Origin of the sequence: Dyadobacter sp. CECT 9275 (assembly GCF_907164905.1) — a bacterium.
In the GTDB taxonomy this organism is placed as follows: domain Bacteria; phylum Bacteroidota; class Bacteroidia; order Cytophagales; family Spirosomataceae; genus Dyadobacter; species Dyadobacter helix.
This window is the reverse complement of record NZ_CAJRAF010000001.1, coordinates 1323201-1339138: the sequence shown is the minus strand read 5'-3', so window position 1 is coordinate 1339138 and position 15938 is coordinate 1323201. Positions and strand designations below refer to the sequence as shown.

The window sequence follows — 15938 nt, the reverse complement described above, 5'->3', positions numbered from 1 at the left end:
CACCTCACCCGGTATATGCAGAAAAGGGTATCCTTAGAGTTCTTTACTCAATTTATCCGGCATACCCTTTCCTTTTATTATATGTTTATTCCAGCCGGTCGTTTAAAGAGACACTCCCCTTTTCCATGGAATAAAATCGTTCTGGCCAAGTTGCTGTGCTTTGGTCAGTTCGCCGCTTGCCACCTTGATGACATATTCCAGCAGATGTTCTGCGTTTTCTTCGATAGACTGGGTACCATCCACCACCGGACCACAGTCAAAGTCAATCACATCGGGCATCCGGTTCGCCAGTGCGCTGTTGGTAGCTACCTTGGCAACCGGGCAAATTGGATTACCCGTAGGAGTACCCAGGCCGGTTGTAAAGAGAATCACATTGGCACCCGCAGCCGTTTGTCCGGTTGTTGCTTCTACGTCATTACCCGGCGTACATACCAGCTGCAGACCCGGTACCGTTGCCCGTTCTGTATAATTAAGTACGTCAGATATGTAGGCATTTCCTCCCTTGCGTGCCGCACCGGCAGATTTTATGGCATCGGTAATGAGCCCGTCTTTAATATTACCAGGCGATGGATTAAATGCAAAAGCTGAACCTACGGCCTCTGCCTTACCGGCATAATCGCGCATGAGCTTTTCAAATTTCGCCGCTTTTTCTTCCGTCACACACCGGTTGAGCAATTCCTGCTCCACACCGTTTAATTCAGGAAACTCAGCCAGAAGCGTTTGTCCGCCCAAGCCCACCACGATATCTGACAAATGCCCCAGAACCGGATTGGCTGATATCCCGGAAAAACCATCTGAACCGCCGCATTTCAGACCAACCGACAATTTTGAAAGCGGTGCGTCCGCTCGTTCAAATTCATTGATTTTTGTGAGCCCCATAAACGTTTCCTTTATGGCTCCTGACATGAGGGAATACTCTGTACCTTTCTGATGTTCAAACGCGAAAAACGGCTTGTTAAAATGCGGATCACGTTTTTTGATCTCATCTTCCAGTGTTTTAAGTTCCGAGTTCTGGCAGCCAAGGCTCAATACTGTAATACCGGCAACATTCGGGTTAACGGCATATGCCGCAAAAAGAGCGCACAAAGTATTAGCATCCTGCCGGGTGCCGCCACATCCGCCTTCGTGCGTCAAAAACTTCACCCCATCAACATTCTGGAAAGGACGGTCCGTGATTTTTTTAACGGCCGGCTGTTCAGTGAAAACTTCCAGGCTTTTAACCTTGCGCATATCACCCGCCTGATACAAATGAAGGAATTCCCTCACATGCTCGCGGTAAATATCGGTTTGAGCATAACCTAGCTCCCGCTCAAAAGCATCCTTCATGATGAGCACGTTACGGTTTTCACAGAAAACCAGCGGAACCACCAGCCAGTAATTGTAGGTACCCACACGCCCGTCTTCCCGGTGATACCCTCTGAAAGTACGATCCTGCCATTTGGTGACATCTGGCTGAACATAGGTATATGGTTGCCGGTTGGCAGTACTGTAATCCTGTGAGTCATGCGCAAGATTAAAGGTTGTGATAGGCTCACCTTTTTTAATCGGCTGTTTTGCACGCCCTACCAGCACACCATACATAATGATAGCACCGCCCGTATCTATATCTTCGGTCACGAATTTATGCTTGGCTGATACTCCGTAAGGAAGTGAGTATTGCTGCCCATCCCACTCAGCAACAGCATGATTAGGCAAGTCCCGAAGGGCGACAATAACATTGTCGGATGGATGAATTTTTAAGAGATTAGACGCCATAGTTTAATAAAAAAAGTATCTCAGAGAACCGTATAACAATTTGCCGGAACAGAATCTGTGCAGATTTTAGTAAGCAGAAAAGCCGGTTTACTATTATACTGCGTAAGAGGCAAAATGGTACATAAATTACCTGATGAAAAATACTTTTTTACGTTTTTGAATTATAACACAAATGAATAGAAATATTTGAATCCAATATTTTGTAATAATAGCAATTTTTTAAACTATATTGGCATAAAATAGATTACATAGCCAAAATTAATGTAATTATAAGCGTGAAACCTCAGCTATTAAAAGTACCCAAGGATCTTCAGCAGTCGTTCAGCATCAGGCGGGACGTGGTACTTTATTTCTATAACCGCTGGCATTACCATCCGGAAATGGAACTTGTGCATATTGAGCAGGGATCAGGCACACAGTTCATTGGGGACAATATTCAGAATTTCCAGAATGGCGACCTGCTCCTGATCGGCCCAAACCTGCCGCATTACTGGCGTTGTGATGAAAAGTACTTCAAAGGTGAAAGCGACCTGTATGCGCAGGCTACGGTACTGCACTTCCTGCCCGATCTTTTTGGTAAAACTTTCCTGAATCTTCCCGAGAATAAATCCATTAAAGATCTTTTTCAAAAAGCACAATGGGGAATAAAGCTTTTAGGAGATACGAGTGAAAAAGTGAAAAGGCTGATGCAAAGCCTGCTGGACCATTCGAGCGGGAATTCTATCATCCTTTTGCTGGAGATTCTCGAAACACTTGCCCAATGCCCCGAAGTAAAGATGCTGTCCAATACCTATTATCATCAGGAATTTGACGCCTACGATACCGACCGCATCAATGAGATTTATAAGTACTCGCTCAGCAATTTTCACAAAAAAATAAGTATCGAAGAAATTGCCGGCGTGGCTAATATCAGCCCGCATTCCTTTTGCAGGTATTTCAAAAGCCGTAGCAGGAAAACTTATTCCCAGTTCCTTCTGGAACTCAGGATCGGCCACGCCTGCAAGCTGCTGATCGAAGAAAAACTGAGTGTAGCCCAGATTTGCTACGAAAGCGGGTTCAATAATTTTGCCAATTTCAATAAGTACTTTAAAATCAATACCGGCATGAGTCCGCTTCAGTACCAGAAGAATTACCGGTAATACTCGCGTCACCATCGTCCATTCTTGGGGCAACTGTTGATATTTTGGCAGATTCCATTCTATTCCACACCTATTTCGCCAAAATTATTGTAAAATATGCCATAATACACCAATTGAATTACTCCAGATTCATGGTATTTTACAGAGGTTAGTTTTAACTTTATTACTTCTTCTTTTGTACTAAAACGGATAATACCTCATACATGAATCCTTTCTATTATTTGAATTCTCCAAAAGCAATCGCTCTCTTTTTCATCAGCTTTTTTTTATCTCTGAATGGTTATGGCATTGATCTTTATGTCGCCCGAACCGGAAATGATAAAAATCCTGGCTCAAAAACCCGGCCATTTGCCACGATTGCAAAAGCGCAACTGGCAGCAAGAAAAATCAAAGGCCCTGTAACCATACTGGTGAGGGAAGGGATTTATTATCTTGACAAGCCTGTCATCTTTACGGCAGAAGACTCACGGCCTGCAGGCGCGCCGGTTACATACAAGCCCTATCCTGGCGAAAAAGTCGTAATAAGTGGTGGTGCTGCCCTAAACCTTCGCTGGGAAACCTATGAGGGCGATATCAAAAAAGCGGTGATCGCAAATGACATACAGTTTGATCAGCTCTATATCAACAATGAACAGCAGCGCATGGCCAGGTACCCCAACTACCATCCAGCCAGCAGTCATTTCGGGGGATATGCCGAAGACCTTTTCAGTGAGGTACACACGAAGCAATGGAAGAATCCGGAAGGTGCTTATATCCATGCTCTTCACAAACACGAGTGGGGCGGCTACCATTACATAGTCAAAGGAAAAGACGCGCAGGGCAAGCTGGAAATGGAAGGCGGTTTCCAGAATAATCGGCAGATGGGCATGCATGATAAATACAGATTCATAGAAAATGTCCGGGAAGAGCTGGATACTGCCGGAGAATGGTATTTTGACAAAAAAACAAAAACATTGTATGCCTGGCCTTCTGCCAAAACCGATCTTGAAAAAGCATCGGTTCTGTCCCCACAATTAAAACATCTCTTCGAATTTCGCGGCAGCAGCGATAAACCGGTGCGGCATATTTCGCTGGAAGGTTTTGAGTTTGCTCATGTACGCAGAACGTTCATGGAAACCAAAGAACCTCTTTTGCGCAGCGACTGGGCAATTTACAGGGGCGGAGCCGTCGTTTTGGAAGGCACCGAAAACTGTGCGATCCGTAAATGTTATTTTAACCAGGTGGGCGGAAATGCCGTTTTCTTCAGCAACTATAACCGGAAAGATGAGGTCTCGGGAAATACCATAGCCCATGCAGGTGCCAGCGGGGTGTGTTTTGTGGGAGACCCGGGAGCAGTACGCTCCCCTAGTTTTGAGTACAATCAGTTTGTAGCTCTTGACAAGATAGACAAAACACCGGGTCCCAAAACCAGCAATTACCCCGCCGAATGTACCGTCTCTGACAATTTAATGTTTGGCTTGGGCCAGGTGGAAAAACAAGTAGCAGGTGTTGAGATATCTATGGCCATGGATATCACGGTAAGCCACAATACCATATATAATGTACCCCGGTCGGGAATCAACATAAGTGAAGGTACCTGGGGCGGGCATATCATCGAATTCAACGAGGTTTTTAATACCGTTCTGGAAACGGGTGATCATGGCTCCTTTAACTCCTGGGGACGCGACCGTTACTGGCATCCCGACCGTGAAAAAATGGACCGGATCACTTCGGAACACCCTGAACTGGTGTTGCTGGATGCACAAAAAACGATAATCATCCGCAACAACCGGTTCCGCTGTGACCACGGCTGGGATATTGACCTGGACGACGGTAGCAGCAATTACCACATCTATAACAATGTATGTCTGAATGGCGGTTTAAAGTTACGCGAGGGTTTCAAACGGATAGTTGAGAACAATATCATTATTAACAACTCATTCCACCCCCACGTCTGGTTTAAGGAAAGTGAAGACGTTTTCAGAAAAAACATTGTCCTGAAACCATACTATCCAATTGGTATTACTACATGGGGCAAGGAAGTGGATTATAATTTTTTCCCGAGCGAAAAGGCCATTGAAGCAGCCAGAAAAAATGGTACGGACAAACATAGTATGTACGGCGATCCGCTTTTTATGGATCCGGCGAACGGAGATTTTCGGGTAAAACCGGAAAGCCCGGCTTTAAAAACCGGATTTAAAAACTTCCCGATGGATCAGTTCGGTGTCATGTCTGGCGATCTGAAAAATAGGGCAGCCAAGGTACCCTTGCCCATTACGATGATTGAATCGGAAAAGGAAGCCGTAACGGCAATATCCTGGCTGGGGTCCAAGTTACGGAACGTCCAGGGCCTGGGAGACCGGTCTGCATATGGCTTACCGGATGAAAAAGGTGTGATCATCGAAAATATCCCGGCGACCAGTATTTTATCAAAATCAGCTTTAAAAGTTTCTGACGTGATCCGGACGATGAACAACAAACCGGTAAATAGTATAACGGATCTGATTGATATCTATCAGGAAATAAACTGGACGGGAAAGTCAGCCATTGAAGTGATGCGCAACCAGCAGCTCATTAAAACAAACATTGATTTGAAATAACATTCATAAAAAACTCTCAAAGTACATTTGGAGCATTCAACTATTTCCTGATTATGATAGCCAATCTGGTCAACCTGTTTGATAAAACAATTCAAAAAGCTGAGATTTTCATTGACAACGGTTTTATTTCCAGCCTGAACATACTTGGCCCGGAAAACCCTGCCTTTCCGTATGTACTGCCCGGATTCGTGGATGCTCATGTTCACATTGAGAGCTCCATGCTAACACCTGTACAGTTTGCCCGGCTGGCAGTTGTACATGGTACCGTTGCCACAGTGTCCGACCCGCACGAAATTGCCAACGTACTGGGAGTGGACGGGGTACATTATATGATTGAAGACGGAAAAAGAGTTCCGTTCAAATTCTGCTTTGGAGCGCCTTCATGCGTGCCCGCAACGGTTTTTGAAACCGCAGGAGCGGTTATTGATCCGGAAGATATCAGACAACTGCTGGAAAAGCCGGAAATAGGATACCTGGCCGAAGTAATGAATTTCCCTGCCGTACTAAACAATGACCCGGAGATGATTGCCAAAATTAACTGGGCCAAACATTACCAAAAACCCATTGACGGCCACGCGCCTGGCCTGAGAGGTACTCAGGCAAAAACCTATGCGGAGGCCGGAATGACCACTGACCACGAATGTTTTACTTATGCCGAAGCTCGCGAAAAAATTAGTTACGGCGTCAAAATCCTGATCCGTGAAGGAAGTGCAGCCCGGAATTTCGACGCGCTCATACCTTTACTCGCAGAATTTCCCGAACAGATCATGTTCTGTTCGGACGACAAACATCCGGATAATCTCGTAGAAGGTCATATTAATTTGCTGGTGAAAAGAGCTTTGGCCCTTGGTTATGATCTTTGGAATGTTTTACATGCGGCATGTCTCAACCCCGTTCTGCATTACCGGCTACCCGTTGGGCTTTTACGCGTAAACGACCCAGCCGATTTTATTACCATTGACAATCTCACCGATTTCAACATTTTACAGACTTGGTTAAACGGTGCACTTGTGGCAGCAAACGGCGCTTCCCTTCTGCCCGATTTAAGAAGCCTGCACGTGAATCAGTTTGACTGCCTGCCAAAGACTGCGGCAGATTTTGAATGCCCCGCAGAAAAAGGATCTTCCCAGGTAAGGGTCATTGAAACCATTGAGGGCCAACTCATAACAAATGCAGTACTTGCTACGCTATCCCAGGAAAATGGCCTGTGGCAAACGGCCCCCGAAAAAGATATACTAAAAATAACCGTCGTGAACAGGTACCGTCATGAGAAGCCAGCTGTTGCTTTTATTAAAAATTTCGGTCTGAAAGCGGGTGCCATCGCTTCCTCAGTGGGTCACGATTCCCACAATATCATCTCAATCGGCTCCGATGACGCCAGCATTGCCAAGGCCGTTAATCTGATTATTGAGTGCAAGGGAGGGATATCTGCCGTTAACGATTCACTGGCTCACGTACTGCCGTTGCCTATTGCCGGACTTATGACCGATACGGACGGGTACCAGGTGGCAGACATGTACACAGCGATGGACCGTTTTGTCAAAGACGCTTTAAAATCCACACTCAAGTCACCATATATGTCTTTATCATTTATGGCCTTACTGGTCATTCCCTCCCTCAAATTAAGCGATAAAGGGCTATTTGACGGCGAAAAGTTTCAATTTGTGCCTGTTTCACAGGAACTATATACATAAATCTTCGAAATTGTAACATAAACTTTCAGAAATGTAATTTTATCCTGAAAATATTTTTTTTATCTGTTTTTTTATAAATATATTTACAAGTGTAATAATGACCTTTATTATTAACCATTCCTAACCCCAGTTAAATTCCTAACCTTAAAATGGCTCACTTACGCTACAAACAAGAAGAAGAACTCAGCTTTTGGGATCAGTTTAGAAAAGGCGATGAAAATGCCTACGCCTGCCTGTACCGCTCTTACGTCCACATTCTTTACCAGTATTGTTCGCAGTTCACCATTGACAAGCCACTCATTAAAGATTGTATTCACGATTTATTCGTTGAATTATGGAAAAACCGGACAACACTGGGTGATACCACTTCTGTCCGGTTTTATCTTATGGCATCCATCAAGAGAAAACTCGTACGCCATCTGAACGCACAGCAAAAGCATACCAGCAACGAGGATATTCCCGTGGAGTACTGGCATATCAACACCCCTTCACACGAAAATCATCTGATTTCCGAGGAAGAGTTTGACTCCACCAATCAGCACCTCAATGTGGCTATAAACAGCCTTCCAAGGCGCCAGCGGGAAGCAATTTTTCTTAAGTTTTATATGAACCTGAATAATCATGAGATCGCTGACCTTATGAAAATCAATATTCAGTCGGTTTACAATCTTGTTTTTGGTGCACTGGGGAACCTGAAAAAACAGATGACACTGGAACGGCTGACCTTCTGAACAAAACCTTTCAATTTTAACAAAAAAAGCGTGGCGAGAACTTAGCCACGCTTTTTTTGTTAAAATTTGTAGAAGGATTTTTCATCTCAATCTTTTGAATGGTATCATTAACCACACCGCTCGCCGAACGCCTCAGACCCCGCACCCTGGATGATTATGTTGGCCAGGAAAAACTGCTGGGTCCCAACGGACCTCTGAGAAGAGCCATATTGCAGAACACAGTACCCTCTATTATATTATGGGGCCCGCCGGGAGTTGGGAAAACAACACTGGCCTTACTGATTGCAGAGGTTACCAAAAGGCAATTTTACAACCTGAGCGCTATCAGTTCCGGAGTCAAAGAGCTCAGAGAGATTCTATCCCGGCCCTCAGGCCTTTTCCCACCTATCCTCTTCATTGACGAAATCCACCGCTATAACAAAGGACAGCAGGATGCACTTTTGGGAGCCGTTGAAAAAGGAAAAATTACGCTAATCGGTGCAACCACCGAAAACCCTTCCTTTGAAATCAATTCGGCACTATTGTCGCGATGCCAGGTATATATCCTGGAAGCTTTCGGGCAAGATGAACTGACTGCACTCATCCAAAGAGCTCTTGAGAAGGATGAATGGCTGAAATCTAAGCATATTAGTTTTGAGTCATACGACGCCCTGTTCCGCATTTCGGGAGGCGACGGCAGAAAACTCCTGAATCTTCTGGAGCTGGTGGTTCTGGGCAAAGGTGAAGTTCCTGAAATTGTCATTACCGACGAATACGTAACGGAGGTGGCACAACAGAATATAGCCCGGTACGACAAGTCAGGGGAACAGCATTATGACATCATTTCGGCATTCATCAAATCGCTGCGCGGCAGTGACCCCAACGGCGCTGTTTACTGGATGGCTCGTATGATAGTGGCAGGCGAAGATCCTGCTTTTATAGCCCGCCGCATGCTGATCATGGCATCTGAAGACATCGGGAATGCTAACCCCACGGCTGTTATCATGGCTAACGCCTGCATGCAGGCCGTGAATGTTATAGGATATCCTGAATGCCGGATTATTCTTTCCCAGGTAGCAATTTACCTGGCCACTTCGCCCAAAAGCAATGCCAGTTACGTTGCCATTGACGATGCACTGGCGGTTGCCAAAAATACGGCCCATTTACCGGTCCCGTTGCATTTGAGAAACGCTCCTACCAAGCTGATGAAACAAATAGGCTACGGAAAGGACTACAAATATTCGCATGACTTCCCTCATAATTTTACTGTCCAGGACTTCTTACCTGATGAAATAAAGGGCACCAAATTTTATGAACCCGGCCTGAATGCCAAGGAGGAAGAATTAAGGAAAAAACTGAGACAATGGTGGGGAGATTGGTACAAGTACTAAGGCATGCTTAGTCCACTGTGTTACCTTCGGGAGCAGGAGAAGCCTTAACCTTAACTTTGGAGGACTTTCTGGGCTTGATATTCTCCTTTTTTAACCGGGAACCTTCAAACCTGTCCGCCCTGTTGAAAGTTTTCCTGAGTGCGGCTACATTATCCTCAGAGGAATTCCATTCCAACCCGATAGCCTCACCCAGTTTATGAATATTTTCAGGGGTCTGCATTTCATCCAGGAGCTGCTTCAAAGCATTTTCCACCTTCTCTGTACCTCTGAGAGGGGAACCGAATAGGGCATACTTCTGAATAATATCAGCTTTGGTTCTCATGAATCAGGAATCAAATGTAAGATACAGGAGCATAGTGAATTTGGACAAAGATAATCGAATAAATTCTAGAAAAAAACTTCTTTCTGCCTAATAATCAGATCGAAAGACCCTGCTGATAAAATAGGGGCCCTAGAATAAGCATTGGGTCAAAATAGTATAACCGCCTAAATAAATTTAGAAAACTAATTCTACAAATTTAATCTATATTTCTGATGCGCCCCTCTTAAAAAGTGTTATTACGCCTGGACAGTGTTACTTCATTGATTAAGCGAAGAATTATTTTCATTCCTCCCATAAACTTTCTGTTTACGCCTTGCAGGGAGAACGATGATCATAATGGATGAAAAATAAACGAGTGACAATCCTCCGTTTACTAATCTTGTCCAAAAAAGGGGGGCTCTGCTTTCTTAAACTCCAGGAATCCAGCCAATTTAAATGGCCTGAACCCATAGTTTCTATTAAAGAATTAATTATCTTTGTATCTGAAAACCAGTAAAATGGTTCTCATAACGTTGAGTAAAATCGAACATCCCCGTGGCATTGCCTCAGGGATGTTTTTTATACCAGTATAAGTAATTCTGTGAATGAGACGTAAAAAAGGAATTTAGGTAACCTACGCAAACTTGTGTGTATGCCGCTTCCGGAAATAGGAAGCGTAACCCGAACTTCGTGAAGAACTGTCTGACTTGGATAAACTGTACAACAACCAAAAAGCCGCACCAAACGCCAATGCAAAAATAAAAAGCAAAAAATAGGGCAGCACAAATAAAGCGGATTCCATTACACTTGCCATAGCCTTCTCTGTTAGATTCTACAATGTCCTGATTATTAAAAAACCGTACCAGACATTCGTAAAAGGCCGAACAAATAATCCTGTGAAAATATATTAGTAAAACGCTCTTATTATCCGTGTGTCACAGCCTGTTACAGACCGGTTAATATACCCCACACTCACTTCGGGCACTTTGGTAACCTTTTTAGCTGGCAGTGCAGACTTAATGGTTATCACCTTCGTGGTGAGTACTGATTGCGTCTCCGACAGGTATTTAAACTCTATCTCAACACCTGTAAGCGCCTGATCGCTATTATTTTCAATGGTAACATCATGGACAGCTATCCCACCCACACTATGCCACTCATTAGAGGCCACTTTTACTTGTTTTAAAACTTCTGTAGCCACGTTCTGCGACTGGCCTCCCGAACCGGCTTCATTCAATACAACCGTTTTAACCACTTTCCCGTCCTGTTTGAAAAGAAAATCAAACTGGTGATAGTAATAAAGTATATAAACGAATGTCACAACGGGCAAAATCGCACTCAACCATTTAACAGCTGTAATTATCTTCTTTTTTAACCTGGCGTTTCTTCTTCGAGGCATTTCCGGAAAAGTTAAGTATCGACCTATAAAGGATTGACAATTTTATCAATAATAGCGAAAGAATTAAACCCTTAGTCTAAAATAAATACTGTTTGTCCTGCATTCAAAAGATAACCTAGCTTCACGTACCACCCTACTATCTGTAAAATTCCGGCAAAGGATTTAAGTCCGGATTTTTTCTTTGATGCCAATAAGGATATACCGGCGCCTTTTCGCTCGCCTGATCAAGCCTTTTGATCTGATCTACAGATAATTTCCACCCAACTGCACCCAAATTTTGCCTAAGCTGCTCTTCGTTTCTCGCACCAATCACCACGTTACTTACTGTAGGGCGCTGTATAACCCAATTGAGGGCAACCTGTGCTACCGTTTTTTCGGTCTCAACGGCAATTTCATCCAGTGTATCAATAATATGATAAAAGAAATCTTCCGGGATAGCAGGCCCTTCGCCGCCTCCCTGTGCAATACGCCCCTCCGCAGGAAGCGGCTCTCCACGCCTGTACTTCCCTCCCAGCCTGCCGGCGGATAACGGACTCCATACAATGGTGCCAACTTTCTGGTCCAGTGCAAGGGGCATCAGTTCCCACTCAAATTCCCTACTCAGAAGTGAGTAATGTGCCTGATGGGCCACATATCTTGACCAGCCATAGCGCTCCGATACCGACAATGATTTCATCAGATGCCAGCCAGAGAAGTTGGAACAGGCTATATACCTCACCTTTCCGCTTTGCACCAGATCGTTGAGAGCACTCAGTGTTTCTTCAACCGGTGTGATACCATCAAACCCATGCATGTGATAAATATCCACATAATCAGTGTTGAGCCTTTTCAAACTGTCTTCACAGGCCTTGGTAATATGAAAGCGGGAAGAACCGAAATCATTCGGCCCCGCTCCCATTTTGAAAGTTGCTTTTGTCGAAAGCAATACCTTATCTCTTAAACCTGTGATAGCTTTGCCCAGAATTTCTTCGCTGAGCCCCTGAGAGTATACATTGGCAGTATCAAAGAGTGTCAATCCGGCGTCCAGGCACAAATTAACCATCCTGGTTGCTTCATCCACCTGTGTATTACCCCAGGCTTTAAAAAAGTTGCCTGTGCCACCGAAAGTACCTGTTCCAAAGCTCAAAACGGGAACCCTCAATCCGGAGGCCCCTAGTTGTCTGTATTCCATATAACGCTTAGCCGGTTTAAAGGTATTTATCAAAACTTATACCTGCTAAGGTAGTCTTGGTATCACGAACTACAAAACAATAAATGATCAGAAGATTTAAATTAACCGCATTTCAAGACGATTCAGTACCTCAAGTGCTTTGGCAATGGGATGCCTGCGCTTGACTCATCGGGAACCGGAGCCTGTTTTTTGGCACTTACCGGGATAAGTCCCGACCATATCGGCAACTCCAGATCTTCCGGTTCGTCCTTTGGCATTCCCGTACGGATCTTGGCAGATGCCTCATCAATACAAAATGCCAGTGCCATCGTTTTATTCACCTCGTTTTGTTTCATCGGACGCAGGTACTCCCAGCTCCCCGGAACCATTTTGTCGGTAAGCCATTCAAAGGCCGCAGTTTTAAGATCGAAATCTTCTATTTTCTCAGCCTTGGAAAAAATAATAACAGAACGGTAATTGACCGAGTGAGAAAAAGCGGATTTTGCTACCACCAGGTCGTCGATAAGCGTTACAGATATGCAAACCGGAATTCCTTTTTCAATCTCACGAAGGAAATGACTGCCAACAGATCCGTGAATGTATATTTTGTTTTCATGCCGCACAAATGCAGTAGGGATCATAAATGGCATATTATCAACAGAATAGCTGATAGTACACACCAGGGCTTCGTCCAGAATAGAATGAAGAACAGCCGGATCGTAATGCGCACGTTTGGCAGAACGACTGGGTATCAGGTACGGTGGAATGGATGTCATAGTTTTTTGTTTTTTACAAAATTCTATGTTTATTGGATTACTAAAATGATCCAATTTTTAAAATTCTGATAGACCAATAATATGCAAGCGTTAGCATCGCTGATTCATCTTGACAAACCCGCGAAACAAGCTCTGTACCTTCAGATAGCCACGCAAATAAGTGAACTCATACGAACCGGAATTTTACTACCTGCTCAGCGCCTGCCCAGCAGCAGGCAGCTTGCTGAGCTGCTCCATCTCAATAGGAGGACTGTTGTACTCGCCTATGACGAGCTGTTGGCACAGGGATGGCTGCAAAGCAAAACCGGGAATGGTACCTTTGTTGCGTCGCACATACCCCGGTTCCAGCCCGATGCAGGTGACAAAATAGGAACGGGGAAAAGTCAAAATATCAATGCCGGATTCGCTTTTAAAACGCCGGACTTCCTGAACAGGCCTGTATTAAGGATCCATTCTCCTTATCACCTGGACGATGGTTTTCCGGACGTCAGAATTGCTCCGCTGGAAGAGCTTTCACGGGCATACCGAACACAGCTCATGACCGGAAACATCTATGAGAAACTAGGGTATGGCGACACCAGGGGATCCCACTGGCTCCGTCACGAGCTGTCGGATTACCTTAACCAAACCCGCGGCCTGCACACCACCCTGGACAACATTCTGATCGTAAGAGGTACCATGATGGGGCTTCACCTGGCGAGTACAGCGCTGATCGAACCAGGAAATTATGTTGCTGTCGGGGAGTCTGGCTGGAGTGGCGCTACCATCAATTTCCAACAAGCCGGTGCGCATTTCCTGAAGATTCCGGTTGACAGTTATGGCATCGACGTAGACGAACTGGAAAAGCAATGCCAGCAACACACCATCAGGATGGTATATATAACCTCTCACCATCATTATCCAACCACCGTGGCTTTACGAGCCGACAGGCGTGTTAAACTCTTGCAGCTGGCCGGGCAGTATGGCTTTATTATCTTTGAGGACGACTATGATTACGACTTTCACTACCAAAGCAAGCCGTTGTTGCCACTTGCGGGTGCAGACCGGGCCGGTATGGTACTTTACTGCGGTTCTTTTACCAAAACCATCTCCCCGGCCTTCAGGGTTGGGTACCTTGTGGGACCTGCCGATGTGATTACCTGTTTTTCCAAACTTCGTCGGATGATTGACCGGCAGGGCGATACAATCCTGGAAAATGCCATAGCCGAACTCCTGCAAAATGGGATCATCCAGCGCCATTTGCGAAAGTCGCTGCGAACTTATCGTCAACGCCGCGATTTGTTCTGCTCATTACTGAAAGATAAACTAGATGACTACCTCGAATTTGAGGTACCGGATGGAGGCATGGCCGTGTGGACCAGGTTCGATAAAAACATTGATCTGGTAAAGGTAGCTTCACAGGCATTGAGAAAAGGCCTTTATTTTGCCGACGGAAGCCTGTTTGATATACCGGGTACCTCACAGGCAGCGACACGGCTCGGTTTCGCATCTTCCAACCCTGATGAGCTGGAGCATTCAGTAGCAATTCTTGAACAACTGATTAAGTTTAAGTCATAAAACCTTTCTGATACGACCCGGGGTACAATTAATTATTATATTTGCAGTATTACAGGAAATGGTGTCTTCCTGCTGAAACCGCCCTGCTCAGGGATGATGGCGCCTATTTAGGTTCATTTTCTGTTACCTTAAATAGGTGTTTTTATGAAGTTATCATTTGTTTCTAAATTATTCAGAGCTTTTCCTGTTGCCTTTTTTATTCTGCGCTGGCTGTTCATTTCAGCGGCTGTTGGTATAGTCGTTGGTTCGGCATCTGCCTTTTTTCTGATTTCTCTTGATTGGGCTACGAACTTCCGGGAAAATCATCGATGGGTTATCATTTTGTTGCCCGCCGCAGGTTTTGCTATTGGAATGATGTATCATTATTTTGGCAAAGAGGTAGAGGCCGGAAATAATCTTTTGCTGGAAAACATCAACCGTCCCTCCAAGATAATCCCCGTGAAAATGGCCCCGTTTGTTCTCATCGGTACCATTGCCACGCACCTGTTCGGAGGCTCTGCAGGAAGAGAAGGAACAGCCCTGCAAATGGGAGGTTCCATAGCTGACCAGCTGACCAGCATTCTAAAACTGAGACCAAGGGATAGGAAATTAATCCTGGTGGCCGGTATAGCCGCCGGTTTTGGATCCGTGTTCGGGACGCCGCTGGCCGGGGCCGTTTTCGGGCTGGAGGTTTTCCTGATCGGCCGGTTACGGTATGATGCACTTTTCCCGGCCTTTGCAGCTTCTATATGCGCGGACCTCACCACCCGCGCATGGCAGGTGGGGCATACCCACTACCATATCCCCGTTATGCCGGATTACAATACGGTACACATTCTCTGGGCAATCATTGCCGGTAGTATCTTTGGTATCTGCTCTATATTCTTCACAGAACTCACGCACCGCATCGGTTCATTTTTTAAGGCCAGTATAAAATTCCCACCCCTGCGGCCTGTGGCAGGAGGAATTATCGTGGTCTCTGCTGTATGGCTGATGGATACTACCCGATATATCGGGCTGGGTGTCCCTGTGATAGTCGAATCCTTCAGCCAGCCATTGCCCGCTTACGACTTTGTCCTTAAAATACTTTTTACTGCGGTGACCTTAGGGGCCGCTTTCAAAGGCGGAGAAGTTACACCGCTGTTTTTCATCGGGGCAACATTGGGAAATGCCCTGTCCGCCATTATTCCATTACCAACCGGGCTGCTGGCAGGAATGGGTTTCGTAGCAGTTTTTGCCGGAGCTGCCAATACACCTCTGGCCTGTACTTTGATGGCAATGGAGCTTTTCGGGGCAGAATGTGGTACTTTTGTTGCACTGGCCTGCGTAACAGCTTATTTTTTTTCAGGCAACCGCGGCATTTATGGTGCACAGGTTATAGGGCAACCGAAACATTTGCTTTTTGGAAGGAAAGAGGGAAAAACATTATCGGCTATTAGAAACAAGCCAGAGAAACTATAGCCCAACCGAATGATGTCTGTATCTCTCAGGTATATATTATAATCAAA

The 15938-nt window shown here is 45.2% G+C and carries 12 protein-coding genes and 1 riboswitch; of the genes, 7 read left to right on the top strand and 5 right to left on the bottom strand.

The window, feature by feature from the left end:
• Positions 1–102: 102 nt before the first annotated feature.
• Positions 103–1755 carry a UxaA family hydrolase gene (locus tag KOE27_RS05480; RefSeq protein ID WP_215237820.1) on the bottom strand — a complete coding sequence of 551 codons (1653 nt, stop codon included), beginning with the start codon at positions 1753–1755 and terminating at the stop codon, positions 103–105.
• Positions 1756–2030: 275 nt separating this feature from the next.
• Here KOE27_RS05480 and KOE27_RS05475 point away from each other — a divergent pair, with 275 nt between their 5' ends.
• The 5 genes from KOE27_RS05475 (at position 2031) to KOE27_RS05455 (ending at position 9268) form a co-directional block, all read left to right on the top strand.
• The gene (locus tag KOE27_RS05475) at positions 2031–2894 is read left to right on the top strand and encodes an AraC family transcriptional regulator (protein WP_215237819.1); all 864 of its coding nucleotides are present in this window, start codon (positions 2031–2033) and stop codon (positions 2892–2894) included.
• A gap of 203 nt (positions 2895–3097) precedes the next feature.
• A complete protein-coding gene (locus KOE27_RS05470; protein WP_215237818.1) occupies positions 3098–5473 on the top strand; it encodes a PDZ domain-containing protein in 2376 nt (791 codons plus the stop codon).
• A 53-nt stretch (positions 5474–5526) separates the two neighbouring features.
• Positions 5527–7167 carry an adenine deaminase gene (ade, locus tag KOE27_RS05465; RefSeq protein WP_215237817.1) on the top strand — a complete coding sequence of 547 codons (1641 nt, stop codon included), beginning with the start codon at positions 5527–5529 and terminating at the stop codon, positions 7165–7167.
• Between the two features lie 149 nt (positions 7168–7316).
• A complete protein-coding gene (locus KOE27_RS05460) occupies positions 7317–7898 on the top strand; it encodes an RNA polymerase sigma factor (RefSeq protein ID WP_215237816.1) in 582 nt (193 codons plus the stop codon).
• 98 nt (positions 7899–7996) lie between these two features.
• On the top strand, positions 7997–9268 hold the full coding sequence (locus tag KOE27_RS05455) for a replication-associated recombination protein A (RefSeq protein WP_215237815.1): 1272 nt from the start codon (positions 7997–7999) through the stop codon (positions 9266–9268).
• A gap of 7 nt (positions 9269–9275) precedes the next feature.
• Here the strand turns inward: KOE27_RS05455 and KOE27_RS05450 are convergent, their stop codons facing one another.
• The 4 genes from KOE27_RS05450 to KOE27_RS05435 all read right to left on the bottom strand — a co-directional run bounded on the left by KOE27_RS05450 (position 9276) and on the right by KOE27_RS05435 (position 12894).
• Positions 9276–9590: a hypothetical protein gene (locus KOE27_RS05450; protein ID WP_215237814.1), complete on the bottom strand. Its 315-nt coding sequence runs from the start codon at positions 9588–9590 to the stop codon at positions 9276–9278.
• Positions 9591–10476: 886 nt separating this feature from the next.
• Positions 10477–10968: a hypothetical protein gene (locus KOE27_RS05445; RefSeq protein WP_215237813.1), complete on the bottom strand. Its 492-nt coding sequence runs from the start codon at positions 10966–10968 to the stop codon at positions 10477–10479.
• A 136-nt stretch (positions 10969–11104) separates the two neighbouring features.
• Positions 11105–12139, bottom strand: coding sequence for an aldo/keto reductase (locus KOE27_RS05440; protein WP_215237812.1), 1035 nt, complete (start codon positions 12137–12139; stop codon positions 11105–11107).
• 122 nt (positions 12140–12261) lie between these two features.
• The gene (locus KOE27_RS05435) at positions 12262–12894 is read right to left on the bottom strand and encodes a pyridoxamine 5'-phosphate oxidase family protein (protein ID WP_215237811.1); all 633 of its coding nucleotides are present in this window, start codon (positions 12892–12894) and stop codon (positions 12262–12264) included.
• 81 nt (positions 12895–12975) lie between these two features.
• On the opposite strand from KOE27_RS05435, the gene KOE27_RS05430 reads away from it, so the two are divergent.
• Positions 12976–14451 carry an aminotransferase-like domain-containing protein gene (locus KOE27_RS05430; protein ID WP_215237810.1) on the top strand — a complete coding sequence of 492 codons (1476 nt, stop codon included), beginning with the start codon at positions 12976–12978 and terminating at the stop codon, positions 14449–14451.
• A gap of 45 nt (positions 14452–14496) precedes the next feature.
• A riboswitch (Fluoride riboswitch) is annotated at positions 14497–14564 on the top strand.
• Positions 14565–14595: 31 nt separating this feature from the next.
• Complete coding sequence (locus KOE27_RS05425; protein ID WP_215237809.1) at positions 14596–15891, top strand: voltage-gated chloride channel family protein; 1296 nt, start codon at positions 14596–14598, stop codon at positions 15889–15891.
• Positions 15892–15938 lie beyond the last annotated feature (47 nt).

Excerpts from the sequence above, each read along its gene's own strand:
- KOE27_RS05430 (WP_215237810.1), top strand. The coding sequence starts at position 12,976 with ATGCAAGCGTTAGCATCGCTGATTCATCTTGACAAACCCGCGAAACAA.
- KOE27_RS05440 (WP_215237812.1), bottom strand. The coding sequence starts at position 12,139 with ATGGAATACAGACAACTAGGGGCCTCCGGATTGAGGGTTCCCGTTTTG.
- KOE27_RS05470 (WP_215237818.1), top strand. The coding sequence starts at position 3,098 with ATGAATCCTTTCTATTATTTGAATTCTCCAAAAGCAATCGCTCTCTTT.
- KOE27_RS05450 (WP_215237814.1), bottom strand. The coding sequence starts at position 9,590 with ATGAGAACCAAAGCTGATATTATTCAGAAGTATGCCCTATTCGGTTCC.
- KOE27_RS05480 (WP_215237820.1), bottom strand. The coding sequence starts at position 1,755 with ATGGCGTCTAATCTCTTAAAAATTCATCCATCCGACAATGTTATTGTC.
- KOE27_RS05445 (WP_215237813.1), bottom strand. The coding sequence starts at position 10,968 with ATGCCTCGAAGAAGAAACGCCAGGTTAAAAAAGAAGATAATTACAGCT.
- KOE27_RS05425 (WP_215237809.1), top strand. The coding sequence starts at position 14,596 with ATGAAGTTATCATTTGTTTCTAAATTATTCAGAGCTTTTCCTGTTGCC.
- KOE27_RS05435 (WP_215237811.1), bottom strand. The coding sequence starts at position 12,894 with ATGACATCCATTCCACCGTACCTGATACCCAGTCGTTCTGCCAAACGT.
- KOE27_RS05455 (WP_215237815.1), top strand. The coding sequence starts at position 7,997 with ATGGTATCATTAACCACACCGCTCGCCGAACGCCTCAGACCCCGCACC.
- KOE27_RS05460 (WP_215237816.1), top strand. The coding sequence starts at position 7,317 with ATGGCTCACTTACGCTACAAACAAGAAGAAGAACTCAGCTTTTGGGAT.
- ade (WP_215237817.1), top strand. The coding sequence starts at position 5,527 with ATGATAGCCAATCTGGTCAACCTGTTTGATAAAACAATTCAAAAAGCT.